Source organism: Kibdelosporangium aridum (assembly GCF_900176515.1).
GTDB lineage: Bacteria > Actinomycetota > Actinomycetes > Mycobacteriales > Pseudonocardiaceae > Kibdelosporangium > Kibdelosporangium aridum.
Map to the genome: position 1 here is coordinate 398,467 of NZ_FWXV01000005.1, position 25,905 is coordinate 424,371.

The 25,905-nt window shown below is 66.8% G+C and carries 29 protein-coding genes; 15 read left to right on the forward strand and 14 right to left on the reverse strand.

The genetic code is table 11. The features are described 5' to 3' along the window. Positions 1–17 precede the first annotated feature (17 nt). Genes B9C43_RS29110 through B9C43_RS29130 form a run of 5 tightly spaced genes read left to right on the forward strand, consistent with a single transcriptional unit; the run spans position 18 to position 4,457 of the window. Complete coding sequence (locus B9C43_RS29110; RefSeq protein WP_200825734.1) at positions 18–935, forward strand: Gfo/Idh/MocA family protein; 918 nt, start codon at positions 18–20, stop codon at positions 933–935. Positions 936–991: 56 nt separating this feature from the next. Then, on the forward strand, positions 992–2,140 hold the full coding sequence (locus B9C43_RS29115) for an epoxide hydrolase family protein (RefSeq protein WP_084430135.1): 1,149 nt from the start codon (positions 992–994) through the stop codon (positions 2,138–2,140). Positions 2,141–2,146: 6 nt separating this feature from the next. Next, positions 2,147–3,076 (forward strand): alpha/beta fold hydrolase, encoded by a 930-nt coding sequence (locus B9C43_RS29120; RefSeq protein WP_084430136.1) that lies wholly within the window; start codon positions 2,147–2,149, stop codon positions 3,074–3,076. Between the two features lie 10 nt (positions 3,077–3,086). After that, positions 3,087–3,578, forward strand: a complete 492-nt coding sequence (locus tag B9C43_RS29125; RefSeq protein ID WP_084430137.1) for an HAD domain-containing protein — start codon at positions 3,087–3,089, stop codon at positions 3,576–3,578. A 54-nt stretch (positions 3,579–3,632) separates the two neighbouring features. After that, the gene (locus B9C43_RS29130; RefSeq protein WP_033382851.1) at positions 3,633–4,457 is read left to right on the forward strand and encodes an aldo/keto reductase; all 825 of its coding nucleotides are present in this window, start codon (positions 3,633–3,635) and stop codon (positions 4,455–4,457) included. On the opposite strand, the gene B9C43_RS29135 is transcribed toward B9C43_RS29130, so the two are convergent. From B9C43_RS29135 to B9C43_RS29155, 5 genes are read right to left on the reverse strand one after another with little or no spacing between them, the layout of a single operon-like run. Continuing rightward, positions 4,454–5,101: a response regulator gene (locus B9C43_RS29135; protein WP_084430138.1), complete on the reverse strand. Its 648-nt coding sequence runs from the start codon at positions 5,099–5,101 to the stop codon at positions 4,454–4,456. The genes B9C43_RS29130 and B9C43_RS29135 overlap by 4 nt on opposite strands. Further along, positions 5,098–5,946 (reverse strand): sensor histidine kinase, encoded by an 849-nt coding sequence (locus B9C43_RS29140; protein ID WP_084430139.1) that lies wholly within the window; start codon positions 5,944–5,946, stop codon positions 5,098–5,100. The genes B9C43_RS29135 and B9C43_RS29140 overlap by 4 nt, the downstream gene beginning before the upstream one ends. Positions 5,947–5,957: 11 nt before the next feature. Further along, positions 5,958–6,482 (reverse strand): hypothetical protein, encoded by a 525-nt coding sequence (locus B9C43_RS29145; RefSeq protein WP_235038893.1) that lies wholly within the window; start codon positions 6,480–6,482, stop codon positions 5,958–5,960. Then, positions 6,479–7,204: an ABC transporter permease gene (locus B9C43_RS29150; RefSeq protein ID WP_084430141.1), complete on the reverse strand. Its 726-nt coding sequence runs from the start codon at positions 7,202–7,204 to the stop codon at positions 6,479–6,481. Before B9C43_RS29150 ends, B9C43_RS29145 begins: the two co-directional genes overlap by 4 nt. Continuing rightward, positions 7,201–7,893, reverse strand: coding sequence for an ABC transporter ATP-binding protein (locus tag B9C43_RS29155; RefSeq protein WP_084430142.1), 693 nt, complete (start codon positions 7,891–7,893; stop codon positions 7,201–7,203). Before B9C43_RS29155 ends, B9C43_RS29150 begins: the two co-directional genes overlap by 4 nt. 188 nt (positions 7,894–8,081) lie before the next feature. Here B9C43_RS29155 and B9C43_RS29160 point away from each other — a divergent pair, with 188 nt between their 5' ends. From B9C43_RS29160 to B9C43_RS29170, 3 genes are all read left to right on the forward strand, one after another. Continuing rightward, entirely contained in the window at positions 8,082–8,912 is an 831-nt protein-coding gene (locus B9C43_RS29160; protein WP_084430143.1) for a poly(ethylene terephthalate) hydrolase family protein, read from the forward strand. Further along, entirely contained in the window at positions 8,870–10,051 is a 1,182-nt protein-coding gene (locus B9C43_RS29165) for an LLM class flavin-dependent oxidoreductase (protein WP_235038894.1), read from the forward strand. The genes B9C43_RS29160 and B9C43_RS29165 overlap by 43 nt, the downstream gene beginning before the upstream one ends. Before the next feature lie 227 nt (positions 10,052–10,278). Then, positions 10,279–11,244, forward strand: coding sequence for an ABC transporter substrate-binding protein (locus B9C43_RS29170; protein ID WP_160096760.1), 966 nt, complete (start codon positions 10,279–10,281; stop codon positions 11,242–11,244). A 12-nt stretch (positions 11,245–11,256) separates the two neighbouring features. On the opposite strand, the gene B9C43_RS29175 is transcribed toward B9C43_RS29170, so the two are convergent. After that, the gene (locus B9C43_RS29175; protein WP_033382858.1) at positions 11,257–12,759 is read right to left on the reverse strand and encodes a peptide deformylase; all 1,503 of its coding nucleotides are present in this window, start codon (positions 12,757–12,759) and stop codon (positions 11,257–11,259) included. 201 nt (positions 12,760–12,960) lie between these two features. Between B9C43_RS29175 and B9C43_RS29180 the strand changes: the two genes are divergently transcribed. Beyond that, positions 12,961–13,194, forward strand: coding sequence for a hypothetical protein (locus B9C43_RS29180; protein ID WP_084430145.1), 234 nt, complete (start codon positions 12,961–12,963; stop codon positions 13,192–13,194). A gap of 158 nt (positions 13,195–13,352) precedes the next feature. Here B9C43_RS29180 and B9C43_RS29185 read toward each other — a convergent pair whose 3' ends face one another. Next, positions 13,353–13,919 carry a GyrI-like domain-containing protein gene (locus B9C43_RS29185; RefSeq protein WP_084430146.1) on the reverse strand — a complete coding sequence of 189 codons (567 nt, stop codon included), beginning with the start codon at positions 13,917–13,919 and terminating at the stop codon, positions 13,353–13,355. Beyond that, entirely contained in the window at positions 13,912–14,655 is a 744-nt protein-coding gene (locus B9C43_RS29190; protein WP_084430147.1) for a MerR family transcriptional regulator, read from the reverse strand. The genes B9C43_RS29185 and B9C43_RS29190 overlap by 8 nt, the downstream gene beginning before the upstream one ends. Before the next feature lie 58 nt (positions 14,656–14,713). On the opposite strand from B9C43_RS29190, the gene B9C43_RS29195 reads away from it, so the two are divergent. Together B9C43_RS29195 and B9C43_RS29200 are read left to right on the forward strand one after the other, a co-directional pair. Then, the gene (locus B9C43_RS29195; RefSeq protein WP_084430148.1) at positions 14,714–15,484 is read left to right on the forward strand and encodes an SGNH/GDSL hydrolase family protein; all 771 of its coding nucleotides are present in this window, start codon (positions 14,714–14,716) and stop codon (positions 15,482–15,484) included. A gap of 2 nt (positions 15,485–15,486) precedes the next feature. Continuing rightward, positions 15,487–16,362, forward strand: a complete 876-nt coding sequence (locus B9C43_RS29200; protein WP_084430149.1) for a hypothetical protein — start codon at positions 15,487–15,489, stop codon at positions 16,360–16,362. Here the strand turns inward: B9C43_RS29200 and B9C43_RS29205 are convergent. From B9C43_RS29205 to B9C43_RS29230, 6 genes are all read right to left on the reverse strand, one after another. Then, complete coding sequence (locus tag B9C43_RS29205; RefSeq protein ID WP_084430150.1) at positions 16,338–18,113, reverse strand: VWA domain-containing protein; 1,776 nt, start codon at positions 18,111–18,113, stop codon at positions 16,338–16,340. The genes B9C43_RS29200 and B9C43_RS29205 overlap by 25 nt on opposite strands. 125 nt (positions 18,114–18,238) lie before the next feature. Then, positions 18,239–19,117: a 3-methyladenine DNA glycosylase gene (locus B9C43_RS29210; RefSeq protein ID WP_084430151.1), complete on the reverse strand. Its 879-nt coding sequence runs from the start codon at positions 19,115–19,117 to the stop codon at positions 18,239–18,241. Beyond that, the gene (locus B9C43_RS29215) at positions 19,117–20,157 is read right to left on the reverse strand and encodes a hemolysin family protein (RefSeq protein ID WP_084430152.1); all 1,041 of its coding nucleotides are present in this window, start codon (positions 20,155–20,157) and stop codon (positions 19,117–19,119) included. The genes B9C43_RS29210 and B9C43_RS29215 overlap by 1 nt, the downstream gene beginning before the upstream one ends. Then, entirely contained in the window at positions 20,154–21,497 is a 1,344-nt protein-coding gene (locus tag B9C43_RS29220; protein WP_084430153.1) for a hemolysin family protein, read from the reverse strand. Before B9C43_RS29220 ends, B9C43_RS29215 begins: the two co-directional genes overlap by 4 nt. Before the next feature lie 141 nt (positions 21,498–21,638). Then, positions 21,639–22,202, reverse strand: a complete 564-nt coding sequence (locus B9C43_RS29225) for a TIGR03086 family metal-binding protein (RefSeq protein ID WP_084430154.1) — start codon at positions 22,200–22,202, stop codon at positions 21,639–21,641. A 36-nt stretch (positions 22,203–22,238) separates the two neighbouring features. Further along, positions 22,239–22,613, reverse strand: coding sequence for a cupin domain-containing protein (locus tag B9C43_RS29230; RefSeq protein WP_084430155.1), 375 nt, complete (start codon positions 22,611–22,613; stop codon positions 22,239–22,241). A gap of 87 nt (positions 22,614–22,700) precedes the next feature. On the opposite strand from B9C43_RS29230, the gene B9C43_RS29235 reads away from it, so the two are divergent. The 4 genes from B9C43_RS29235 (at position 22,701) to B9C43_RS29260 (ending at position 25,903) form a co-directional block, all read left to right on the forward strand. Further along, positions 22,701–23,171, forward strand: a complete 471-nt coding sequence (locus B9C43_RS29235) for a MarR family winged helix-turn-helix transcriptional regulator (RefSeq protein ID WP_235038895.1) — start codon at positions 22,701–22,703, stop codon at positions 23,169–23,171. A 77-nt stretch (positions 23,172–23,248) separates the two neighbouring features. Further along, positions 23,249–24,520 carry a hypothetical protein gene (locus B9C43_RS55795; RefSeq protein WP_143446662.1) on the forward strand — a complete coding sequence of 424 codons (1,272 nt, stop codon included), beginning with the start codon at positions 23,249–23,251 and terminating at the stop codon, positions 24,518–24,520. Then, a complete protein-coding gene (locus B9C43_RS29255; RefSeq protein WP_160096762.1) occupies positions 24,520–24,894 on the forward strand; it encodes a FixH family protein in 375 nt (124 codons plus the stop codon). Before B9C43_RS55795 ends, B9C43_RS29255 begins: the two co-directional genes overlap by 1 nt. Before the next feature lie 4 nt (positions 24,895–24,898). Continuing rightward, positions 24,899–25,903 carry a hypothetical protein gene (locus B9C43_RS29260; protein WP_084430160.1) on the forward strand — a complete coding sequence of 335 codons (1,005 nt, stop codon included), beginning with the start codon at positions 24,899–24,901 and terminating at the stop codon, positions 25,901–25,903. The last annotated feature ends 2 nt before the right edge of the window (positions 25,904–25,905 follow it).

The window sequence follows — 25,905 nt, forward strand, 5'->3', positions numbered from 1 at the left end:
TGAGCAAAGATGTGTCCATGAGCGAGATACGGCTGGGCATCATCGGACTGGGCGTGATGGGCAGGAGGATGCTCGAAGTCGCCCTGGACCACCCGGACTTCACGGTGACCCGCGCGAGCGACCTCGCCCCGGCGGATCCCGGGGTGCCCTTCACCACCAACCCGCTCGACGTGGTCAACGCGTCCGATGTGGATGCCGTCTACATCGCCACACCGCCGAACTTCCACGCCGACCTCGCAGTCGCCGCGTTCGAATCGGGCAAGGCGGTCTTCTGCGAGAAGCCGTTGGCCGTGAACCTCGAAGACGGCAAGCGAATGCTTGAAGCCGCGACGCGGACCGGCCTGGCGAACGCCGTCAACTTTGCACTGTCCGACCGGGACGCCGTGCGGTACGTCGCCGAGCAGGACCTCGGCACGATCCGTGGCGTCGACATCCGGCTGCAGTTCCCGCGCTGGCCACGGGACTTCCAGGCGACCGCGACCTGGCTCGCGCAGCGCGAGCAAGGCGGGTTCGTGCGGGAAGTGTTGTCCCACTTCATCTATCTGACCGACCGGCTCGTCGGCCCGCCGCGCGCGGTCGGGACCAGTGTGGACTATGCGGGCGCCGGTGCCGAGATCGCCGCTCGCGGCCTGCTGAGGGCCGGTGACGTGCCGGTGCACGTGTCAGCGGTGGCCGACATGGCCGGGCCCGAACTCTACGAGTGGGTGATCTGGGGGACTCGCCGGTCTTTCCTGCTGCGTGACTGGGCGCAGTTGTTCGTGACCGAAGGCGACGGCTGGCAACCGGTCGAATTGGACAACCACGGCAGCGAAGCGACCAGGCTTTCGTTGTTCGCCAACGCGATTCGTGGTGTCGCATCGCCCGATCTCGCCGACTTCGCGGCCGGATCGCGGGTCCAGCAGGCGATCGAGGCGTTCCACGGCTTTCAGCCCTGACTGAAGGGCGTGGCCGTCTCTCACACTCTGGTCCGCCGGACGTCAGGCTGTCCGGCATGAGCAGCGAAGACATCACGCCTTTCCGGATGATCGACATCCCGCCGGCCGAGCTCGACCACTTGGCCGACCGGTTGACCCGTGTCCGCTGGACCTCGGAGCAGTTACCCGGCTGGGACCGCGGCGTGCCCACACAGGAGCTGAAGCGACTCGCCGCCTACTGGACGGACGGCTACGACTGGCGCGTCCACGAGGAACGGATCAACAGCTTCCCGCAGTTCCACACCGAGATCGACGGCGCGCACGTGCACTTCCTGCACGTGCGCTCGCCGGAACCGGACGCGTTCCCGCTGATCCTGACGCACGGCTGGCCCGGCACGTTCGTCGAGTACCTCGATGTGATCGGGCCGTTGACCGACCCGCGGTCCCACGGCGGGGATCCGGCCGACGCGTTCCATCTGGTCATTCCCGCCATCCCGGGATTCCCGTTCTCCGGCCCGGCGCCGGACGCGGGCTGGAACGACACCCGCATCGCCAAGGCGTGGGCGGAGTTGATGCGCCGCTTGGGATATGAGCGTTACGGCGCCGCAGGAAACGACGCGGGCTCGATGATCACGCCGGTCCTCGCCAGGGTCGCCGCCGAGAAGATTCCAGCCGTGCACGTGACCCAGGTGTTCTCGTTCCCCAGCGGGGACCCGGCCGAGTTCGACCGCTTCGGTCCTGAGGAGTACGGCAGGCTGGCGTTCCTGCAGCGGTTCATGGACGAGCACTCGGGTTTCAACAAGCTCCAGTCGACGCGGCCGGAGACGCTGGCGCACGCGCTCGCGGACTCACCTGTGGGGCAGTTGGCGTGGGTGATGGACCTGATCCGTGGTTTCGGCGACCACCCGGCGGAGATGGACAAGGCACTCGACGACGACTTCATCCTGACTGTCGCGTCGCTCTACTGGTTCACCAACACAGCGGGTTCGGCTGCCCGGCTGTACTACGAGAACGCGCACCAGGGCGAGGAAACACCGTCACGTGGCACGGTGCCGACTGGTGTCGCGGTGTTCGCCCACGACTTCAAAGCCATTCGGCCGCTGGCCGAACGCGACCACAACATCGTGCACTGGTCGGAGTTCGACCGTGGCGGGCACTACTCCGGCGTCGACGCACCGGACCTGCTGACCGGCGACCTCCGCACCTTCTTCCGTGGCTACAGGTGATCACACATGGCACTGAACCGGCGTAACCTTTTCTCGATCACCGCTGCCTCGGCGGTTCTCGGCGCTCCGGCAGCCGCAGCCGACACGGTGAGTGCGTCCTTGCCGGGTTTCCGCAGCGGATACGCGAACGTCAACGGCATCCGGATGCATTACGTCACCGGAGGCCGCGGCAGACCGGTGGTGCTGGTGCCGGGCTGGCCGCAGACATGGTGGGAATTCCACAAGATCATGCCGGCGCTGGCGGCGAAGTACCGGGTGATCGCCGTGGATCTGCGTGGCCAGGGCGGTTCGGACAAACCGGCGGGCGGCTACGACAAGAAGACCATGGCGCGGGACATCTACGAACTCGTCTGCGGGCTCGGATACTCCACTGTGGACATAATTGGGCACGACATCGGCGCGATGGTCGCGTTCAGCTTCGCCGCCAACCACCCCGGCGCGACCAGGACCGTCAGCCTGCTGGACGTGTCGCACCCGGACGAGAACCTGTTCAGGATCCCGCTGCTGGCCCCGCCCGGCACACCGGTGCACGTCTGGTGGTTCGCCTTCAACCAGGTCCGGTGCCTGCCCGAGCAACTGCTCACCGGCCGGTTCCGGTACATGGTGGACTGGCTGTTCGACACGATCCTGGTCGACAAGACCTCGGTCGGCGACCGGGACCGGGCGATCTACGCGGCCGCCTACGACCGACCGGACGCCATCCGCGCGGGCAACGCCTGGTATCAGGCTTTCTACCAGGACATCGAGGACCAGAAGGGGTATTCCAAGATCACCGCGCCGATGCTCGGGCTCGCCGCGGAGTACAACGACACGCTGCAGTACTCGTTGCCGGACAAGGGAACCAACGTCAAGCTCGGCAAGATCGCCAAGGCCGGGCACTTCCTGCCGGAGGAACAGCCCGAGGCGGTGCTCAAGGCACTGGCCGAATTCCTCTAAGGTCGCGGGTGTGCGGCCGCTCCTGCTCCTCGACGTGGACGGCCCGCTGAATCCGTTCGCCGCCAAGGCGGACGCGAAACCGGCGGGCTTCCACGAGCACAAGTTCCGGCTCGCCGGCTGGAGCAGGCGGCGGCCGCTGCGGATGTGGCTCAACCCCGGCCACGGCCGCGCCCTGCTCGACGCGGCCGGGTCCGCCGAACTGGTCTGGGCGACGACGTGGGAGCACAAGGCGAACACGATGATCGGCCCGGCGATCGGGCTGCCGGTTCTGCCGGTCATCGAGTTCGGGCAAACCGGGACGGAGTGGAAGTTCGCGGCAGTGGCCCGCTACGCGCGGGGCCGTCCGCTCGTCTGGCTGGACGACGACTTCGACATGTACACGAAAGCACGTGACGAGTTCCTCAGCGCGAGGACCGGGCTGATGTCCGAACTCGTCCGCGTCGACCCGCATACCGGCATTACGCAGGCCGAACTGGCCGCGGTGCGTGCCTGCCTCGGGTGAGCCACTACCATCCGTGGGCGTTACGCCATGTGGAGTCGGAAGGGCTGTTCGTTGATGGGCGAGGTTCCTGTCGTTGAGATGAGCAACGGCGTGTCCATCCCGCAGGTGGGCTTCGGGATGGCGTTGGTGCACGACAGCATGGTCGCCGACGTGATCGCCACGGCGATCGACGCGGGCTACCGCAGCTTCGACACGGCCTCGATCTACGGCAACGAGGAAGCCGTCGGCAAGGCTCTCGTCCGCTCGGGCGTGCCGCGGGACGAGTTGTTCGTCACCACCAAGCTGTGGAAGAACGCGCAGGGCTACGACGCCGCACTGCGGGCGTTCGACGAGAGCCTGACCAGGCTCGGCCTCGACTACATCGACATGTTCCTGATCCACTGGCCCGCACCGGCCCGCGGCGACTTCGTGCAGACGTGGAAGGCACTGGAGAAGCTCGAGGCCGACGGCCGGGTCCGGGCGATCGGTGTGTCGAACTTCCAGATCCCGCACCTGCGCAGGCTCAGCGAGGAGACCAACACGGTCCCCGCGCTCAACCAGATCGAGCTGCACCCGAACCTCGTCCAGGACAACCTGCGCGCCTACCACAGCGAGCACGGCATCGTGACCGAGGCGTGGAGCCCGCTGGCCAACGGACGGCTCGTGCACGACGAGAGCATCCGCCTGATGGCCGAGAAGTACGGCAAGTCCCCTGCCCAGGTGATCCTGCGCTGGCACCTGGAGCTGGGCAACGTGGTGATCCCGAAGTCGGTCACACCGTCCCGGATCCGCGAGAACCTCGACATCTTCGATTTCGAGCTCGCCGAGGACGACGTGATGACCCTCTCGGAGATGCACAACGACACGCGCGTCGGGCCGCACCCCGACCATTTCTCCTAATTGCGCGGGGTGACCAGGCCCAGTTCGTAGGCCGCGATCACCAGCTGAGCCCGGTCACGCGCCGCGAGCTTGCTCAACAACCGGCTGATGTGCGTCTTCACGGTCTTGACCGAGATGGTCAGTGCCGTGGCGATCTCGTCGTTGGACAGTCCGCGGCCGATGTGCGTGAGGATCTCCGCCTCGCGTTGGGTCAGGCCGTCTGGTCGTGGCGGCTGATGCCGTGGCGTGGCGAGGTAGTGCTCGACCAGCCGCGTGAGGATCGCCGGTGCGAAAAGGGACTCGCCCGCGTGGGTACGCCGGACCATCGCCAGGAGGTCGTCCGGGTTGGTGTCCTTGAGCAGGAACCCGGACGCGCCCGCGCGCAGGGCACCGTAGACGTACTCGTCGAGTTCGAACATGGTCAGTACGAGGACTCGCGTCCCGGTGAGTTCTTGGCTGATCTGGCGGGTGGTCACGATGCCGTCCTGGCCGGGCATCCGGATGTCCATCAGGACGACGTCCGGGCGCAGCTGCCGTGCCAACGTGACGGCTTCGGATCCGTCGCCCGCTTCGCCGACAACGGTCATGTCGGGCGCGGCGTTGATGATGATCGCGAGGCTGTGCCGGAGCAACTGCTGATCGTCGACGAGCAGGACGTCGATCACAGAACCTCTCCGTCAGGTAGGCGTGCGGTGACGCGGAACCCGTTGCCTGCTCGGCCGGTGACCAGGTCACCGCCGAGTGCGTCCACCCTTTCACGAAGCCCGGCCAGGCCATGGCCTGCGCCCCGGGTGGGCTGCCATGACGTGCTCGGCCCGTCGTCTTCAGCCGACACGATGATCGTGTCGCCTTCGCGCCGCACGGCGATCCGGATCTCCGCCGGACCCGCGTACCGCGTGGTGTTGGCGATGGCCTCGCGAATGATGGCGCAAACGGTTGCCTGTACGCCAGGGGAGACCTCGCCGAGCGTGCCCATGGTCAATCGCGGTGCCAGCCCGGCGGCGCGGGCGGCGTCGACAAGCGCGGGAATGTCCGACAGGTTCTGCACTGGACGCAGGGGAGCGTCGTCCGTATCGCGCAGTACGGTCAGCATGCGCCGTAGTTCTGAAATCGCGTGCCTGCTCGCGTGCACGATGTCGGCGAGGGCCTGATCGCGCTCGGTCTCCCGTTGATCGCCTTGAACGCGTTGTGCGGCGGTGGCTCGGAGCGTGATCATGCCGAGCCCGTGCGAGACAATGTCGTGCAGTTCCCTGGCGATCCTGAGCCGTTCGTGATGCGTGGCCTCGGCAGCCGCCCACGCGGTGAGGCGGGCTTCGTACTCACGACGTTGCCAGCGTGCACGTACGACGGTCCAGCCCGTCACGCTGATGGCGGTCACGACGATGACGATCGGGATAACCACAGAGCCAGGTCCCTCGGAGCCCACGGCCAGCAACGCGATCGTCAGCACGGCGAGGATCGCACCGGCCGTCAGCCACGCGCGTGAGCGCCACACCGGACGGGTCGTCATGCTGCTCAACTCTATGCGTCGCGCAGACGGAACAACGCTGTGGAGATACCCACGGCGAGCACGGTCCACATCACGTAGCCGATGGTGCCGGGCAAGGACGTCCGGTCGTGCAGGAGCGGGCTGATGATGAAGTAGTAGATCAACAGGCCTGCCACTGCGGGGATGCTTCGTCGGACGACCGACGCGACCGACGCGGAGATCAGCGTTGTGAGTACCAAGTAGACGGCGCCTTCGCTCACCCGGCCCACCAGCACGACAAGTACGGCGGTTGGTGCCGCGACGATCGACAGGGCGACCAATTTGGACAGGTGCTGCGTGACTCGCCGCGGCATCGCGGTGAGTGTCACGTAGATCTGCCTGCCTTGGTATTCCGACGTCACAGCCACAACACCGAGGACGACGAAGCCCGCCTGCGCGTAGATGACCGGTGCGAGCCCAGCCTTCGCGAACGCCAGAAGTCCCGAGACACCGAGCGCGCCGATGAGCGCGAGAATTACCGGGGGGAGGTTGAGTTTCAGGATCTCCGCCTTGATCACGCGTCTCTCCTGGAGAAGGTCACGAACGCGGCGAGCAGAACCGCTACGACCCATGCCGTCATCACCAAACCCCCGACCACAGGGGACAGTTGGACGGGCACGGCCATTTTCCCGACGAACATCCGTGCCCCGGCCAGGTCGGGGAAGTAGGCGGCCAACGGCGTGAGCTTCGTCAGCAGGAACGTCACGCTGACCACCGAGGTGTTCAGGATCAGCACGGCCAGCGGGACGATTCCGTTACGTGCCAACACTGTGATGCCGAATGCGAGCATGCTGGTCAACACCCAGTAAACGATGATCCCGAGTGCCCTGGGTATCGCCACGTCGTAGCCGAGAATCACGTGCACGCTCAGCAGAGTGAGCGCCGAGGCGACGATGGCGAGAACAGTCGTCGCGATCGTCAGAGCCACGATTTTCGCGGCCAGTAAGCGGGTTCGGGACGGAACGACGGTCAGGCTCGCGACGATCTGGCGTCCGGCGGCGGAGTCCTCGCCTTCGGTGACGTACTCGCTGCTTGCCAGCACAACGCCGAGAATGATCGCGCCGACGACGCCGAACGCGAGTTCCTGGTAGCCAACGTCCGTGGATGTCCTCCCTGTGTTGCGCAGCGACGATGAGTTGAGAATCGCGATGACCGTCGGTGCAGCCAATCCGACCGCCACCGCAGCCCATGTCGACGGCAGCGACCGCAGCTTGCTGAGCTCACCTCGGACCGCGTTCATCGTGTGTTTCCTTGTGTGAGTGCGAAGAACGCGTCCTCCAGGCTGCGGTGTGTTCTGGTGATCTCCGCGAGCGTGCCGTGTGCCATCACACGGCCGTGGTTGATGATGACGACATCGTCGATCGTCTCCGAGAGTTCTCCCATGAGGTGACTGGACAGCAGAACCGTTCTGCCCGCGGCGGCGTACTCGCGCAAGAACGTCCGGATCCAGCGGATGCCTTCGGGATCCAGACCGTTGACGGGCTCGTCAAGCACGAGCGCTTCGGGATCGCCCAGCAACGCGGCAGCGATACCAAGGCGCCGGCCCATTCCCAGCGAGTAGCGGCCGACACGCTTGCTGGCCGCGTCAGTCAGCCCCACGGTCGCCAGGACTTCGTCGACCCTGCGTCGCGGAATGCCTCCCGCGGCGGCGATCCAGTTCAGGTGCGCGCGGCCAGTACGTGACCGGTGTGCGCCGGAACCGTCAAGCATGGCACCGACCTTCGCAAGGGGACGCCGCAGTCGCGCGAACGGAACCCCGTCCACCAAGGCCTTTCCGGACGTCGGGTGGTCCAGTCCGAGCAGGATCCGCAGTGTCGAGGACTTCCCGGCGCCGTTCGGTCCGAGGAACCCGGTCACCCGCCCTGGCCGGGCTTCGAAGCTGACGTCGTGAAGAACGTGTCGCTTGGTGACACGGTCGATGGTGAGCATGCCGGGAAGTCAACCGGGACCGGGTGGCGGGCACATCGGCTCCGAGCCCGATCTTGGCCGGTCCGTGGTCCGTCAGACCTGGGTCTTAGGGGCCGCTCACGTTGCCCGTTCTGTCACACCGTTGCCGGTGCTGCCCGAGGGGTGCTGTGGTGATCATGAGATGTTCGCCGGGGACAGGGAGGAACCACATGAGGCGTTGGACAACGCTCGCTGGACTGATCGCGACTGTGGCGGCCGCGGTGGTGGGGATCGCGCCGGCCGCGTCAGCGGCGGCGTGCCCGTCGGTGGGCGGCAACTGGGCCGGACCAGGGCCGTTCGCGGTGACACAGGCGTCCAATGGGGCAGGCACGACGATCTTCCAGCCGACCGGCCTTGGCAGCCTGGGGTGCGGCACCCATCCGGTGCTGCTGTGGGGCAACGGCGGAGCAGCGACGCCGCAGAACTACGTCCCGCTGCTGACCCATTTCGCCTCGCACGGGTTCATCGTGGCCGCATATGAGGCCCAGTCGGCCGATCCGAAGTTCCTGCTGTCCGGACTGGACTACCTCACGCAGCAGAACAGCACGGCCGGTAGCCCGTTCGCGGGCAAGGTCGACCTCGCGCGTGTCGGCGCGACCGGCCACTCGCTCGGTGGCGGCCAAGCGGTCGGTGCTGGTGCTGATCCGCGTGTGGACACCGTGGCGCCGATCCTGGGTGGTCCATTCAACGATCCGGCCAAGCTGCACGGCCCCGCCTTCTTCACCGCGGGCCAGAACGACCTCATCGTGTGGTCGTCGGTCGTCCACGGCCAGTACGAAAAGGCGAGTCAGGTGCCCGCCATTTTCGCCGAGTTGCGTGGCGCCGGCCATTTCCTCAACGGTGACGCTGGTGGCTTGCGTGGACCGGTCACCGCGTGGTTCCGCTACCACCTGATGGGCGACACGCAGGCCCGTGGTCTGTTCTTCGGACCCAACTGTGGCTACTGCGGTCCGTCCGAGTGGTCGAAGTTCGAACGCAATGCGAAGGCATCAGCGTTCTGACGCCCGCCGACCTGGCCCGGTTCATGTCCCCGCTCGGCCACGACGACGGCGAGTCCTTATTCGATCCTCACGCCTTGGAGGTCCTCATGCGCGCGGGCGTCGTAGTCACCGCACACCCCGGTGTGGAGGACCTCGCCGTACAGGCCGAGGAGCTGGGCTTGCACAGCCTCTGGATCAACGACACCCCGATGGTCCACGGCGACCCCTTCGTCGCCTTGAGCCTGTGTGCGAAGGCCACCCGCCGCATCAAGCTCGGCGTCGGCGTGACCTCACCGGCGCTGCGCTCGGCCCCGGCTGCCGCGTGCGGGCTCGCCAGCCTCAACGCACTGGCACCGGGCCGGATCCGCTGCGGGGTCGGCACCGGGAACACCGCCCGGCGCACCCTGGGCATGCCGCCGACCACGGCGGCCACACTCGAGAGGTTCACCGCCGCACTGCAGGACCTGTGCGCCGGACGCTCCACCGAGTACCGCGAAGGTGACCGGGTCCGCGACATCCGGTTCCTGCACACCGGGGCGCACGTGAACACCACAGACCCGATCGAGTTCGTCGTGGCCGCGCTCGGACCTAAAGCCGCCGCCGTCGCCGGCCGCCGCAGCACCGGCCTCATCTCCTTCGGCTTGCTCGACCCCACCGCCTGGCGGGCACTGCACCACGCCCGCCGCCACGCCGCCCAAGAAGCACACCGCGTCCCTGACTCCCATGTGGACTCCTACGTCGTCACCGCGCTCCACCTACTCGACGAGAACGAAGACCCGCACAGCGACACAGCCCGTGACGCGACCGGCCACCTTGTCCTGTCCCTGCTGGCCTTCGCCGCCGACACCCCCGCCTTCGCCGAGCAACTCGGCCCCGAGGAACGGGAGGCGGTGCGGCGGCTGCTCGACCGGCGCGGCACCACCGCCACCGCGCCGGACCGGCACACCAAGCTCTACCCCAACTACCTCGGACGCATCGCACCGCAGGACCGGGACCTGGTCGTGCCCTCGCTGATGAACACCCTGGCCCTGGTCGGCACCCGCGACGATCTCCTCGCCCGCATCACCACCCTGGAACAGGCCGGCATCGACGAGCTCCTCATCCAGCCGGTGATCGACCCGCCGACCGAAATGGCCCAGCTCGCGAAGCTCCTCACCTGAAGTCCCGCCGGCTGCGCCTCAGACCCCGGGACGTCCGCGACCGCGCGGACAACGGACAGGTAATACACCGGCGACATAACCGCACGGAGAAATCGAGCATCTACCGGTTGGAAAATTGCTTCCGCTAAACAACCAAGATTGTGCGCCATTTTTGTGAAAACTGACATATGCGCGTAGCCATCTCGCTACGCTCGGCATCCTCCGTCATCGAACTGGAGGAAAATTTCATGCCACTGCGGGGGTTTGTAGCGGGGTTTCTGGTCAGCGCGCTGCTGGCCGGAGTGGCCGGATGTGGGCTGATGGAGTCGTCGTCGGCGCCTGACCAGTCCGGCGGGCCGCTCGAACGCAAGGTGATCAAGGTCGGCACACTGGGGCTCGTCGACTCCGCGCCGTTGCACCTGGCCATGGAGAACGGGTACTTCGCGGCCGAGGGCCTCGAGGTGCAGCTGACCACCGGAGCCAAGGGATCGGCCAATGTGGACAACGTGCTCGGCGGGACACTGGACTTCGGGCTGACCAGCTACCCGCCCGCGTTGATGCCACAGGTCAAGGGCGTCGCGAACATCAAGATCGTCGCCGACGCCGTGCAGACGACCGAGAACCTGATCCTGTGCGTGGTGTCGAAGAACAGCCCGATCAAGAAACCGGCCGACCTCGCCGAGAAGAAGATCGCGGTGTCCTCCAAGCGCGGCATCTCCGAGCTGACGCTCAACTCCCAGCTCAAGATGATGTCGGTGGACCACAAGAAGATCGAGTACATCTCGATGGAGATCGCGTCCATGCCCTCGGCGCTGGACCGCGGTGACGTCGCCGCTGCCGTGATCGCCGAGCCGCACCTGACCGCGGCCACGAAGGCCGGTCTGGTCAAGCTGATGGACCCGTTCTCCGGGCCGACGGCGGACTTCCCGTGGTCGGGGTGGATCGCCAAGAAGGAGTTCACCGACGCCAACCCGAACGTGGTCGCCGCCTTCAAACGAGCGCTGAACAAAGGCGTCGCGGACACTGCAAGCCGGGACAAGGTCGGTGAGGTGCTGATGAAGCACGTCAGGATCGACTCGGCGACGTATCAGCTGATGACCATGCCGGTGTTCCCGACAAGCGTCGATCCCGTCCGGCTGCAACGGGTTGCCGACCTGATGCTCGACCAGGGCGAGATCGACAAGCCCATCGACATGCGCACCATGATGCTGTGACGCTGGGATGCTCTAGTACTGCCAGTTGAGGCCGCTGCCGCTGTACTGTTCGATCGGGATCGCCTCGGTGCCCGGCGGCAGCCGGTCGATGTAGAGCTTGCCGTGCAGGTGATCGATCTCGTGCGCGACAAGGCGGGCAACGCCGCGTTCGAAGATGGTGATCTTGCGGGCGCCGGACAGCTCCTGGTGTTCGACGTGGATCACGAGCGGCCGCGGTACCAGGCCGCGGACGTCGAAGAAGGACAGACAGCCCTCGTACTGTTCGTCGAACTGCTCGCCGTTCTCGATGATCCTGGCGTTCAGCAACATGATCACGTCGTCGGTGCCGGGTGGGAAGACGATCGCGGCCGCGCGGTCGATGCCGATCTGGTTGGCCGCGAACCCGATTCCCTTGCCGAACGTGTGCGCGGCCGACACCCGTTTGGCGGCTGACACCAGTTCCGCGATCACTCGTTTGGCGTCCTCGGCCTCTTCCGGTAACTGGAAGGGTTTCGCCGGCCGGTGCAGGATCGGGTCGTCGGACTGCACGACCCCCAAGGAACGCATGACTTGGCTGGGTTTCTCCGCGGGCTCAGCCGGTTGTGTCGACGGCTTGCGCCGGAAGTGCCATTCCAAACGGTATCTGGCGTGCAAGGGCGGCTCTTCCGTCGTCCACGAGAAAACCCGGCGGTTGTTCGATCTCTGCTCGTCGATCGCGGTCCGGAACGGCATCGCCTCCGCGGTCATCGAGGTGTGCAGACCCCACACCGCGGGGTCGAGGTGCTCGGGAAAGTCAAGCCGCACAGACAAAAGCGACGTGGGCAACCGGATCGCGCGCTGAAACCAGTTGCCCCACTTGTCATCCCGGACGGTGTAGGTGTACTCGATCCACGTGCTCTGCCCTGGGTACAAGGGAAAGTGGCCGCTGTCGTTGGCGAACTGCAGCCATACCTCCTTGAATGCGTCCCGGTCGTGCTGCGCCACCCAGCGCATCGGCTCGGAGCGGTCCTCGCCGCACCACGCCTGCAGGTCCAGTTCTTCCCATGTCAACGGGCGATCGCGGTAGAGCTGATTGGACAGGTCCGGATCGCCGGGGAACCGGTCGACCGAGATCCTGATCATGTAACGGGTGATCGGGTCGGTGCCGTAGTTGACCAGCCTTCGCCGCATGATCGCCCGGTAAGTCCGGCCGTCGTAACGGAGTTCGGCGTCGTCATGTTCTACGAAAAGACTGCGAGTCGACGGTTCCGGTGTGCGCTCGATTGGAGTAGGCCGCACCACGACTGGGCGAAGCGCTTCGTACTCACGCCACGCACGGCGTAACGCCCCACCGGCGTTCAGCGCGTCATCCGCCGCCTTGGCGAACTCACGGGACGGGCGCTCGTGCCCGCTCTCCACTTTCGAGACGTACGAACGGCTGTAGCCCATGGCAACGGCCACAGCGGTACGCGACATCCCACGCACCTCCCGCCATCGCCGGAGTTCACCGACGAAGACGTCTTGGTGCGCAGGCGAGTCCTCGTCCTGGGTCGCCATGCTGCCTCCCACACCGGCTGACCGTGAGTACGCGTGAGCGCGCCGTGAGTAGCTCTCAGTCTTCCATGACATACCCCGTCGCTGGTGTCCTCGTATTTCAGATGTAGCACAGAAGGGGCTGAAACCGTGCAGAACACATCGACGACGGCGGTGACAAACGGGGCCACGAGTCCAGCGCCGCCGCGCAGCAGGGGACTTGTCATGAGCAAGCGCGCGCGCAGTGCTCGGCGCCTCGCCAGCCTGCTGACCAGCAAGTCAGGCACCTACGTCCGGGTTTACTACGACCGTCAGATCCGCAGGTACCGGGTTGTGTGGACGAACGGCCCGGACGCGGCACAGATGTTCACGTTCGCTGTCCAGGCAGCCGGGGAGGTGCCTGAACTCGACGTGGCGACGCTGCTGTGGGACCGGGGGACGACCAACAACCACAAGTGAATAGACCCGTCGACCGGACGACGTATCGCGGCTGGACGCCTGTGTCCAAGAAGCTGATGCCGCACCCCTCCCGACGCGTTGCCCGGTAGGCGTGCCGTTCCGGTGACCAGCCGACAGCCCCCGTGCTGGTTTCCGGAACGGCGTCCAACCATTTCCAGCTAGACCGGATAGCGGATCAGCGTGCGCATCTTCTCGGGGGCGTCGGTGCGAGGCCTGGTCAGGTAGATCTCGTGGTGGTTTCCGGTGATCTGGCGGCCTTCCTGCCGCACGAAATCTATCAGCCTGGCGATTGTGGCCGGCTCCTCGCTGTACGGGCCGTTGTGCAGGATCTGAGCGCACGTGCCCTCGGTGAATTCCTCGAACCGCACCCCGTCCACGGCCCTCTTGCGTGCCGCTTTGGCTATGGCTTCGGCGACGATCCCGACCGTGGCCTGCCGGGGTTGCAAGATCATCATCGTCCAGCACCAGGCGTTCCGGTCGCCCGCGGCGAAGACTGCCGGATCGGGTGACCACCATTGACCCTGTAGGGGTAATACCGAGTACTCCACTTGAGTTTTGAGCGCCGCGCGCACGGCATAGGCGACTGCGTACAACCCGGACACCGCATTGCTGTATTCGGGTGAATCCGGCGAACCCTTGCCGTCCACCATCAAGTACGGCAACGCGGGCACCTCGATCAGCGCCGGTTCTTTCTTGCCGGAGAACAGGTACTTGTACTCATTCATGGGATTGCTCCAAAGGGATGACGATTCGCGTGACCGGGTGTTCCGGTCCGGCGAGATAGGCCTCACGGGCAAGTCCGGACGGCCGGTGCCCGCGTTCGTAGATCCACGCGAACAAGCCTTGGTAGGCCAACGTGACGTCCTCGTACGGCCCCACGTGCGTTGTCATCGCGACCAGACCGGCGGGCAGATGTTCGACATCGCCGCCGGGTTCGTCGGTTTCCACGCCAACGGTGATGGAGATCTGCGTCGCGTCGAGGTCCAAGGGGAACAGCCCCCACCGCAGCCCGGGCGTGCTTGCTATGGCTGCCATGCACTTCCCGACAGCGAGCCCGATTTCCTCTGGCGCGCATACGGTTCGGTGCACGACCAGGCGCCGTGACGGTTCGTTGGCGAGTGTGACTTCCTGACGCAGCAAGCCTTCTTCGAGCAGCCGCGTCAACGCCCGGGCGGTGCGTCTGCGATGTTCGATCTCCGCTTCGACCCGGCCGAGGTGTGTGCTCAACACCTGTTCGTCCTCCAGCGCCGCGGCGATCTCCGCCAGCGGGACGTCGAGCTTGCGCAGTAGCGCGATGGCCAGCGCGCGGCGCGCCTGGGCGGTGGAGTAGTAGCGGTAGCCGGTCGCGGCGTCGACTTCGGCCGGGACGAGCAGGCCGAGCTGGTCGTAATGGCGCAGCTGCTTGGTGCTCAGCCGGCACATCCTGGCGAACTCGCCGATCGGCAACAGGTGGTCGGTCACCCGTGCATCCTGATCCTTCCCACAATGGGAAGGTCAAATTCACAGCTAGCCTGGTCGGGTGAACGAGTACCGCTTTGTCGCGACCGGGGACAGCTTCACCGAGGGTGTCGGCGATCCGCAGCCGGACGGCACGTTTCGCGGATGGGCCGACCGGTTCGCCGAGATGCTGGCCGAACGCCGTGGCCCGATCAGTTACGCCAACCTGGCCGTGCGTGGCCTGACCGTGCGCCAGATCGTGGAGACCCAGCTCGAGCCCGCGGTGGCGCTGGAGCCTGAGCTCGTGACGGCGGTCGCGGGCATGAACGACCTGATCCGGCCGAAGCTGAACTTCCGTGAGTTCGTCGACGACCAGGAGAAGCTGATCGGGACCCTGGCCGCGACCGGAGCGCAGGTGATCACCGCGACCCTGCCCACGCCCGGCCAGGGCGCGCCGCTGCCGACGCCGCTGCGCCGCGCCTTGGTCAAGCGGTTGAACCTCAGCAACGCGTTCGTCCGGCGGATAGCGGCCAAGCACGGTGCACTGTGCCTCGATCTGGCCGTGATGCTGCCGCCTGGAGTCGGCGGCTGGAGCGAAGACCGCCTGCATCCCGGACCGGACGGGCACCGCGCGGCAGCGCAGGCGTGTATGGGCTTGCTGGACGGCGAGCCGCCGCGCAGGCTGGCTGTGTCCGAGATCGTGGCAGCGGATCCCGTTGAACCAACCCTGCGCGAGCAGCTGCGCTGGGCGAAGCAGTTCCTGGTGCCGTGGGTGAAACGGCGTCTGCGTGGCGAGTCGAGCGGAACCGGGGTGGCGGCGAAGCGCGAGGGCTACGGGACAATAAGCTCCTGAAGGTGCAGACGATCTCGCTCGACGGCCTTGAACACCCGGCCGAACGCCGGTGGGAACACCGTGGCCTGCCCTACCCGGCTGAGGCGGAAGTGCTGCGGCGGAACGGGAACATCGTTGCGGCCGCGCCGGTGACGAACGGGCCGCGCGGGGTCGGCGTGTGGGATCTCGATAACGGGAAACTGCGTTTCTGGGACGCCTGGGGCGACACTGTCCGGTTCCTGGAGTCCGGCATGCTCGTGGTGGTCGACGGGAAGATCTCGTTGCTGTCGTGGCCGGACCTCGCGACGCTGGAGTCGGTTGACGCGCCGTACATGGCGGAGACGTTCGTGGTGTCACCGTCGGAGAAAACCCTTGTGGTGCACCAGAACGACGGCCAAGGGATGAACGGCTACGAGGTGTTCTCGCTCGGCCCGCTTACCAAGCAGAGTGACCACATTGGACTCTGCGAGGACCCGATGTACAGCATGCCGGTGTTCTCGCCGAGTGAGCGGTATGTGGCGTGCTCGCCGGGCGGCGACTACTTCTGGGTGCCCGACGAGGCCGACTGGCCGCAGGACTGGGACAAGGACGAAGCCGAGATTCCCAGTACCGGCGGGCAGATCCGGTTCGGTGACCTGCTCGTGCACGACCTCGCCACGGACACGGTGGCTCGCTCGCGACTGCGTTTCGAGCTCGAGCCGGGCTGGGTGCCGCAGGACTGCTGGGACAGCCGCTGGCACTACGGCGCGATCGACCTCGAGTTCGTGGCGGACGAGCACATCAAGCTGCGGCTGCCCGACGGCACATGGGTCGAGCTCGCGCTTCCGTTGCCGGACACCGTCGTGCTGCCGACACCCAACCGGGAACTGCCGCGTCAGCCCTCGGTGGACAGGAGCTGACCGAGTGCGCCGTCGACGCCGCGCGCGTCGGTGAGGACGGAAACCGTGCCACCGGTGGACCGTGCGAGGTCGGTGAGTTCCCGGCGGTTCAACTCCGGGCCGATGGACAGGAAGCTGACCGGGAGCTTGCCCCTGGCGACGTTCTTGTCCCGCAAGCGGTCCTTCAGCTGCGCGAACGTCAGCCCGCCGTCGTTGGGGCCGTCGGTGATGACGACGACACGGTTGCGTTTGCCTTCGGCGTACGAGTTCAGCGCGGCCTGGTAGGCCGCTTCGAGGCTCGTGTACAGATGCGTGCCGGTGGCCGGCTTGAGGGCGTCGATCCCGGCGTGCAACGCCGGGCGGCTTGTCGCGACCGGGCTGACCGCCACGAGCTGTTTGTACGGGCGGTCCGCGTCCAGCCGCCGGGAGAACTCCCAGATCCCGACGGCGCCGCTGGCCATCCGGTCGGTCATCCCGTGCAGGGCTTGTTTGACCCAGTCGATGCGGGTCTTGCCGTCGCCGCCGTTGGTCAGCATCGAGCGGGAGACGTCAACGAGGACCGTGATCACCTGGCCGCCCTCGGCGGCGTTGGTCCACGTGGCTGAGATCTGTTGCGTGGTCGTGGCATCGGCCGGGACGAGGCTGGTTGTGGCGCTGTCCCAACGGATGCCAGGGGAGTCGTGCGGGTACGCGGCGCCGCCCGCGGCACGCAGGCCGATGCGGTTGAAGGACTGTTGCTGCGGGGTTTCCTTCAGGAAGTCACGGAACTTCAACGCCGCGCGGACCTGCGACTGGTCGCCGGACAACGCCACGAACGGGAAGTCCGCGGCCGGGCTCGGCCCACGCGCCGCGACCTCGTACAACGGTTTTCCGGCAGCGGGTTTGCCGTCCAGGCCGAGATTGCGGCGGTACAGGTCGACCTCGATGACGGGGACCGCGCTGTACGGCGCACCCGCGACCTTCCCGGCCTTGCCCAGTTCGATCAGGGCGTCGGCGGTCGTTCGCGGCACGTTGGCCGGGCGCGCGGCCGCCAATTGCGCCAGGTTCTCCTGCACCGCGGGCAAAGTCAGGGTCTCGACGGTCACTGGCCCGGCGCGTTGCGGGCTGACGCCGGCGATGGCGCATTGCAGCGCGAGAACGCTCGCGGTGTTGGCGGCTGGATCCGGCATGGCCACGGTGAACTTGCCCCACTCCGGCTTGCCGTAGCGCGCCCAGCCGTCAGGCGCGCTGGTCAACGTCGCCAGGTCGCCGAACGTGTAGGAGTCGTGGCCTTCAAGCGGTTTGACGGCCTCGTACGGCAGCGCCAGCACAACCGGACTCGTCGCGACCGACTCCGTGTTCGAGCCGATCGCCGAACCATTGGCCGCGGACAGCCGGTTGACCCAGTACGACGACTCCGGCAGCCACGCCTGTGGCTTGCCACCCATGGCCTCTGGGTTCCAGTCACCGGACAGCCCGGTGAAGACCTGGCTGGGTTCCTGCGCGGTGACCTCGACCCGGACGCAGTGATCGGCGACGACGGTCTTCTCGACGTTCCAGCGCTTCGCCGCTTCCTCGACGGCCGTGGCGGCGCTCGGGGTGACCGCGACCCGTAGCACCGAGTCGCCTTCCGGGCAGGACTTGGACTGGATGGCGGCTCGTTGCTCGATCCGGTCGTTGATCCACGTCCAGCCAAGCCATGCGAGTGCGAGCAGAGCGACCACACCGAGGACGACGACGGGCCACTTGGCAACGCCGCGCCGCACGTTCTCCAGCGTGCGGTGTCGACCCATGCACACTCCGCCTTCGTGTCTGTCCGTAACCGGCAGGCCCTAGTCAAGCGAAAATAACGCTAACAGCCGACGGCGGTGGGTCAAGTTTGCTCACTCTTCGTACACGTTACGTAACTGAGATTGACCTAATCGTTATCTTCTGGATCAAGCAGTTGTGTACACAGCGCGATCAACCGGGTGCGCAGCGGAGCGGCGCGGGACGCGAACTCGGCCTGAAGGCGGGCGTAGGTCGCCCGTCCGGCGGCCGTCTCGATCGGCACGGGGGAGTAGCCGAGTTCGCGAAGGTCGTAAGGACTCGCCCGCATGTCGAGTTCTCGCACGTCAGAGGCCAGTTCGAAGCAGTCGGCGATCAGCTCCGACGGCGTGAACGGCGCCAGTTTGTACGACCACTTGAACAGATCCATGTTCGCGTGCAGGCAACCCGGCTGCTCCATGGCGATCTGGGTGGCACGGGTGGGCTGCAGCGTGTTGAGCGGCCGGGCCTCGGGCGTGAAGAACCGGAACGCGTCGAAGTGGCCGCACTTGATCGGCAGCGACTCAACGACGGTGTCGGTCCCGGCCGAGCCGAGGCGCAGCGGCCACGACTCGTGCCGGATCTCCGACGTGCGGTAGACCATCGCCCATTCGTGCAGGCCGAAGCAGCCGAGCCGGGGCGGTCGCGACTGCGTCGCGGCGAGCAGCGACCGGACGAACGACACCGACTCGCGGCGCTGAGCAGTCAGCAAGTCCCGCGACAGCGTCACGCCTTCGGGTGTCTGGACGTACCCGGTCCACGACAGGAACTCGCTGGCGTCCCCGGCCAGCGCGACGTCCGGACCGGGGTGCCAGCGCAGCAGCCGGGTCGGCCGGTAGGAGTAGTAGCTGAACAGGAAGTCCAGCACCGGGTGCTTCTGGCCCAGCGCCTTGCGCTCCTGGTGCGGGTCGACCCACTTGCGCATGCGCGAGACGTACGCCTCCTGCCGGGCGCGCCACTCCTGCTCGGCCAACACAATCACAGCGGTCATTATTCGCCGATGTGCGTGCTGTCCCGAACAGTGCCGACGTACTCCTCGACCAGGTCTTCCAGAGCGACGACACCGAGCACCGTGCCGTCAGGCGCCACGGCCTTGGCCAGGTGGCTCTGCACGCGCCGCAAAGCCGCCAGTGCCTCGTCGAGGCGAGCGTCCGCGGGCAGCTGGGGCAAGCCGCGCACACGTGCCCACGGCAGAGGCGCGTCGGCGTCGCCCGCGAGGTCCAGGACGTCCTTGACGTGCACGAACCCGTTCAGCCGGCCATCGGAGAGCCGGACCGGGAAACGGGAGAAGCCCGTTGCCGCGACCGCCGCCTCGATGTCGCCGATCGTCGGCGGGTACGGCACCGTCGTGAGCTGGTCCAACGGCACGAGCACGTCGGCCACCGTGCGCTCGGCTGACGACAGGGTCTGCGTCAGCCTGCGGTGCTCGAGGTCGTCGAGCAGGCCTTCCCGCCGCGAGTCGGCGATCAGGCTGGCCAGCTCCTCGGGCGTGTAGGAGGTCTCCAGCTCGTCCTTCGGCTCCACCTTCAGCAGCCGCAGGATGCCGTTGGCCATCCAGTTCAGCAGGCTGATCACCGGCCGGACCAGCCGCACCCACGCGACCAGGAACGGCGTCAGCCAGACCGCGGTCCGCTCCGGCGCGGCGATCGCGATGTTCTTGGTGACCATCTCGCCGAGCAGCACGTGCAGCACGGACACGATCAGCAGGGCGATCGCGAACGCGATGCCGTGCATCACAGCGGGGTGCACGCCGAGCGGTTCGAGGACCATCTCCAGGTAGTGCGCCACGGCCGGTTCACCCAGCGCACCAAGAGCGATCGTGCACAGCGTGATGCCGAACTGGGCACCGGCCATCATCAACGACGTCTTCTCGGCGGCACGCATCACCGTCCGCGCGCGGTCGATGCCCCGTTCGGCCATCGCCTCAAGGCGGTCACGGCGGGCGCTGACCAGCGCGAACTCCGCGCCGACGAAGAACGCGTTCAACCCGAGCAGCAACAGCGACACCAGGATCGCGGGAACACCAGTCATCGCGCACCTGCCTCAGCAGGCGTTTCCTGGTCGGCCATGCGCGTCACGCGCAGCTCGGCGACCCGGTGGCGGTCCATCCGCATCACGGTGATCCGCCAGCCGTTCACGATCACCTCGTCGTTGACCTCGGGGATCCGGCCGAGCCGGGAGAGCACCAGGCCGGCCAGGGTCTCGTACTCGCCCTGCGGCATCCGGAACCCGGTCGCCTCGGCCAGTTCGTCGTCCCGCAGCAGCCCGGAGACCATCCAGCTGTCGCGGCCCAGCGGCCGGACCGGGCTGACCTCGCCACGGTCGTGCTCGTCGCGGACGTCGCCGACGATCTCCTCGATCAGGTCTTCCAGGGTCACGATGCCCGCGGTACCGCCGTACTCGTCGACGACGATCGCCAGCTGCAACCCGGAGCCACGCAGGCGGTCCAGCAGCGTGTCACCGTCAAGGCTCTCCGGCACGGTCGGGACTGGGCTGGCGAGCTTGGCCATCTCGGTCGCGGCGCGCTGGTCCTGCGGTACGCCGAAGACCTGCTTCACGTGCACGACGCCGACCACCTCGTCGAGGTCGCCCTTGTGCACGGGGAACCGGGAGAACCCGGTGGCCCTGGCGAGTTCGATCAGGTCAGGCACGGTCGCGTCGCACCGCAGCGCGGCAACGCGGACCCGTGGCGTCATCAGCTCGTCGGCCGTGCGGTCGCCGAACCGCAGCGAGCGGTCCAGCAGCGTGGCTGTGCCCTGGTCGAGCGTGCCGTGTTCGGCACTCGAGCGCACGAGCGAGCCCAGCTCCTGTGGCGAGCGCGCCGAGGCCAGCTCGTCGGCCGGTTCCACGCCGAGCCTGCGGACCAGCCAGTTCGCCGACCGGTTCAGGCCGTTGATCAGCCAGCTCAACGCCTTCGAGAAGCCCATCTGGAAGCCGGCGACCATCCGCGCGGTCTCCAGCGGCTTGGAGATCGCCACGTTCTTGGGCACGAGCTCGCCGAACAGCATCGAGATGAAGTTGGCCAGCAGCAGCGCGATAGCCAGCGCGAAGCCGTGCGCGGCGCCGTCGGGCAGGCCAAGCACGCGCATCAGCGGCACGAGCCATTCGGCGACGATCGGTTCGGCCAGATAACCAGTGGTCAGCGTGGTGATCGTGATGCCGACCTGCGCGCCGGACAGCTGGAACGACAGCGTGCGGTGCGCCCTGGCGACGTTCTGGGCTTTCTTGTCCTTCTTGCGCTGTTCGTGGCTGTCGACCTGGCTACGGTCGAGCGCGGTCAGCGAGAACTCGGCCGCGACGAAGATGGCGGTTCCGAGGGTGAGGAAGACGACGGCGAGGACGCCGAGCACGTCGAGCAATGGTCCGGTCACCGTGCAACTCCGGTGTCCGGGCGAATATGGCAGCCGGGAGAATCGCCCGGCTGGCTACTGCCACCAGGCGACTTGGCGTCGCACACCTTACTGACTCACTCCTTGCAAGGTCCAAAGAAGACCCATCAATCATACCGAGCCTCAGGGGTGGCGACCGACCAAACCGAGCAGGCGGGCAGGCGCCCCGGCGTCCGCGGACACCGGCACCGGCGGCGCGAAGATCCCCGTGCCCTGCCAGCGCCAGACCTGCGGCTGGAAGACCCGCAGCAGGGCCTCGGCCAGTTCCTCGTGCAGCGGCGAGGTCTCGCCGATGCCTTTGGCCAGGTCCCAGCCGTGCACGGCCAGGTCGAGGGTCATCTGCCAGCCGAACTCCGCGGCGGGCACGAGCCCGTAACTGAGATGTACCTCTCGTTCGAGAGCGCCGGGCCGCAGCCACGCCTCCCGCGCTTCGGTGGATGACGTGGTCCACGCACCAACTGGATCGTCCCCGAGCACGTCCCCGTCGTAGGAGTCGCCGACCTCGTCCAGGTCGGCGCCGCTGAGCAGCTCAGGCACCCAGAGCTGCTCAGCGACCAAGTGGTTGAGCAGGTCGCGGACGCTCCAGCCGGGGTTGGGCGTCGGCCTGGCCCAGTCGGCCGGGCCGATCGCCTTGACCAGCCAGTCGAACCCGCTCAGCGCACTGCCATGAGCGTCCAGCAGTTCCATACGATCAAGTGGACCACTGGACGCCCGACCTTGCACTCAGAGAGACCAGGGCGGCGGGAACGTGTTGCCGTCGACAATCGCCTGCATACCGGCAGTAGTCGACACGGTGAGTGACGCCGGTTCGGCCGCGGAGTGGTTACCGAGGGTGAAGTCGGTGTCCGGCGGGACGATGATCGCGTCCCCAGGGCCCGCCGTGAAGCTCTCGCCACCGATGGACCCGGTCATCCGGCCGGTCGCGACGAAGAAGATCACTTCCCTGTCGTGCTGGTGCGGGGTGCTCGTGGCGCCAGGAGCAGCGGTAATGCTCCAGACCGCCAGTTGCGTGCTGCCGCGAGAAGGCACGGCTAACGGGTGGAACTCGTATCCCTCGACCTCGAAGTGCGGGGCATCGGCGCGCGTGGCAACCGTCATGAGGGCTCCTTGAAGAGATGGTCAACTTGGTTGACCGGATGCTATCCAGGGTTTGACTCGATAGGCAACTAGGTTGACCATGTCGGGGTGCCGGAGAGGAAACCGGGCGAGGTCGCCCTGCTGTTCGCGATGGTCTACCGCGCGATGACGGACCACATGCACGACCTGCTGGAGGAGCACGGCCGTGAGCCGTTGCGGCCCGCGCACGGGTACGTATTCCGTTATCTGGCAGGCAAAGACCCGGTGACCGTCGTGGAACTGGCGGCCCAATTGGACGTCACCAAGCAGGCGGCCTCGAAGACCGTGGCCGAGTTGGTGGACTGGGGATACATCGAGCGACGCCCGCACCCGACCGACGGCCGGGCTCAAGTCCTCGCGCTGACGGGCAAAGGCGAGGACTACGTGCGCCTGGCCGATCGCCTTTGGGGCGAGGTGGAGAACCACTGGGCAGGCCTGATCGGGGACAAAAGGCTCGCGGCGGTACGTGATGACCTGCAGGCGTACCTGGACTCCCGCTACGGCGACGACGACCGGGTAAAGCTCCGTCCAGTCTGGTGAGTCCTGCTTAAGTAGTACGTCGCTCGGCTCCTTCGCATGACTCGCTGGGATGTGCCTGCGCCCTAGCGTCTCGTGGCATGGGGCGGATCTTCGCGGTGCTGGCACTGGTTGTCGCTGTATTCGGCGTGGCAGCGCCACAAGCCGGTGCGCATGGAGTGAGCGACACCGCTGATTTCCATCTGGCGCAAAGCTTTGCGGGCAATGAACTGACCTTGGTCGTACGCAGGACGCAGGCGGTTCCCGGCCCGCTGGCCATCGACTTCATCGCGCATGACCCGGTGCACAGAACGTCGATCGAGGTCGGCTTGGTCGGTGCGCCGGGCAAGGCCACAGTGGAGCTGACTCGCCGCGGTACGCATTCTGTTCAGCTCGAAGTGGACCGGACTGGTCGGTGGGAACTGGTGCTGACGGCCGCGAGCGGTGAGCAGGCGCGGATTCCGTTCCAGGTCATGCTGTCGAAGATGGCGGTATGGGAGCCATTGGCGTACGGCGGTTTGTCTGCGACTGGCCTGCTGGTGGCGCTCGCGTTGATCACTGCCGTGCTCGCGAAAAGGCGGTTCATGGCCGTAGTGCCCGCGGCGGCGGCGATTCTGGCGCTGACCGTCGCGGTTACCGCGGCCTTGTTGTCACCGGCGATCCCGCCAGCGCAAGCCGAGGGTGCGATTCCCGTTGACGCGGCAGGTGGCCGGCCGTACGTCAACTCAAGGATCGAAGTGGATCAGAGTCCGGTGACCGGCAAGGAGTTCCGGCTCGGCATCAAGATCACCGACGGGAACACCGGCCGGCCGGTCGACGACCTCGTCGCGCACCACGACGCGCTCGCACATCTGGTCGTGTCCAGTGTGGACGGCGAGTACTTCCGGCACCTGCATCCGGTCAGGCGGGCACCAGGGGAGCTGGGGGTTCTCCTGGTGGCCGACCGGCCAGGCCGGTACCTCGTGCACGCGGAGTTCGAACGCGTCAACTCGGGATCACAGCTGGTCAACGGTTCCTTCGAGGTGACGGGCGGGCGCATGGGCGCCGACGCGCCGAAGGAAACGCGTCAGGCGATCGTCGGCCGCAGTCACACCATCGAGATGGACCTCGGTGGCAAGGCCGATCTGCAACCGTGGCTCGGAATGGCCGGGCATCTGGTGCTGCGCAACGAAAAGGGCGACTTCTTCGGACACGTGCACGAGATGGGTCCGATGCGCGAGAGGACCGCGGACGAGACGGTGGCGGCGCTGCCGCCGCGGCTGCGGTTCACCTTCACATTTCCGGAACCTGGGAGGTACTTCGGATGGGTGCAGTATCAACGGAACTTCACGGTGACGACCGTGCCACTGGTCGTCGACGCCCGGTCGCCGTGATGGTCCTCATTGGACTTGTCGTCCTCGGAGTCGTCGCGTTCGCGTTGTGGCCGCGTTCGCAGACCGGCACGACTACAGCGTCAGGCGACAGTGAGACGTATCGGATCGAGCTGACCACGAACCCGCGCAGCGGTCCAGTCACGACAACGCTCCAGGTCACCCGGCACGACGGAGCCCCGGTCGAGATCAGCGAGATCGTCATCGACCCGGTGATGCCCGCGATGGGGCACGCGATGCCGCAAGTTGTTGCCACAAAACAAAACGACCGATTCCAAGCGCACGGCGAGCTGTTCACCATGGGCGGCCTGTGGGAGGTCTCGCTGCGCCTGGCCGACGAGACGGTCACCGTGCAAATCCCGGTGACGGAGGGGTAGGGGAATGAAAGCGGAACGAACAGGCGCGTGGGTGCTACTGGCCGGCGCGTTCATCACGATCTTCGGGTTGACGTGGGACCTCCAGTGGCACGGCGACGTCGGCCCGGACACGTTCTTCACGGCGCCGCACCTGGTGATGTACCTCGGCACCGCGACGGCCGGGTTCACGTCCCTCTCGGTGGTGCTGTACCGGACGTTCCGGCGTCCTGACCCGGACGTCCGAACGGTCAAGGTGCTCGGCACGTTCCGGGCACCGATCCCATTCCTGGTCACGGGCCTGGCAGCGGCGGGGGAGCTGCTGTACGGCCTGACGGATCTGTGGTGGCACACGGTCTACGGCTTCGACGCGACGCCGACCTCGCCGCCGCATGTGGCGATGTCGCTGTGTTTCCTGGTCCAGGCGGTCGGTGCGGTGATGGCCTTCGCGTCGCTGCGGGAGTCACGGTCCGGCCGGATCGGGCTGGCGGTGTACGTGGGAATCTCCATCTATGGCCAGGTCTTCCTGCTCTTCTCGACTCCAGAATTGCCGTGGATCAGCGCGTTTCCGTTCGTGGTCGCGCTGCTTTGCGTACTTGGTCTGATCCTGGTCGCGGCGGTCACGCGTGCACCGGCTCTGGTCGTGGTAGCAGGGTTGTCGTTCGCTGCGATCCACGCGATCACGTGGGTGGTCAACCCACCGCTCACGAGGGCTTATGCCGCCGCGATCGACCTGCCGGTCCGGGACTACGTCGACGGCTCACCGGTCTACGCGTCGTACTCGCCGATCGCCATGCTCCCGGTCGCGCTGCTCATGGCGGGCGCATTGGCGCTGGGCAAGCGGTTCGGTTCGACCAAGGGCGCGGTCATGGTGACTGCCGCGGTCGGCGCGGCAGCGCTGGCGTTCGGGCATCTCGTCCAGTTCGAGGCCTTCGACGGCGCGACCATCGCGGCCGCGACAGTCTTCGGTGTCGGCGTCGGATTGGCCGCATGGCGGATGAGCGCACCACTTCGGAATCTGGCGGAGGTCTGACG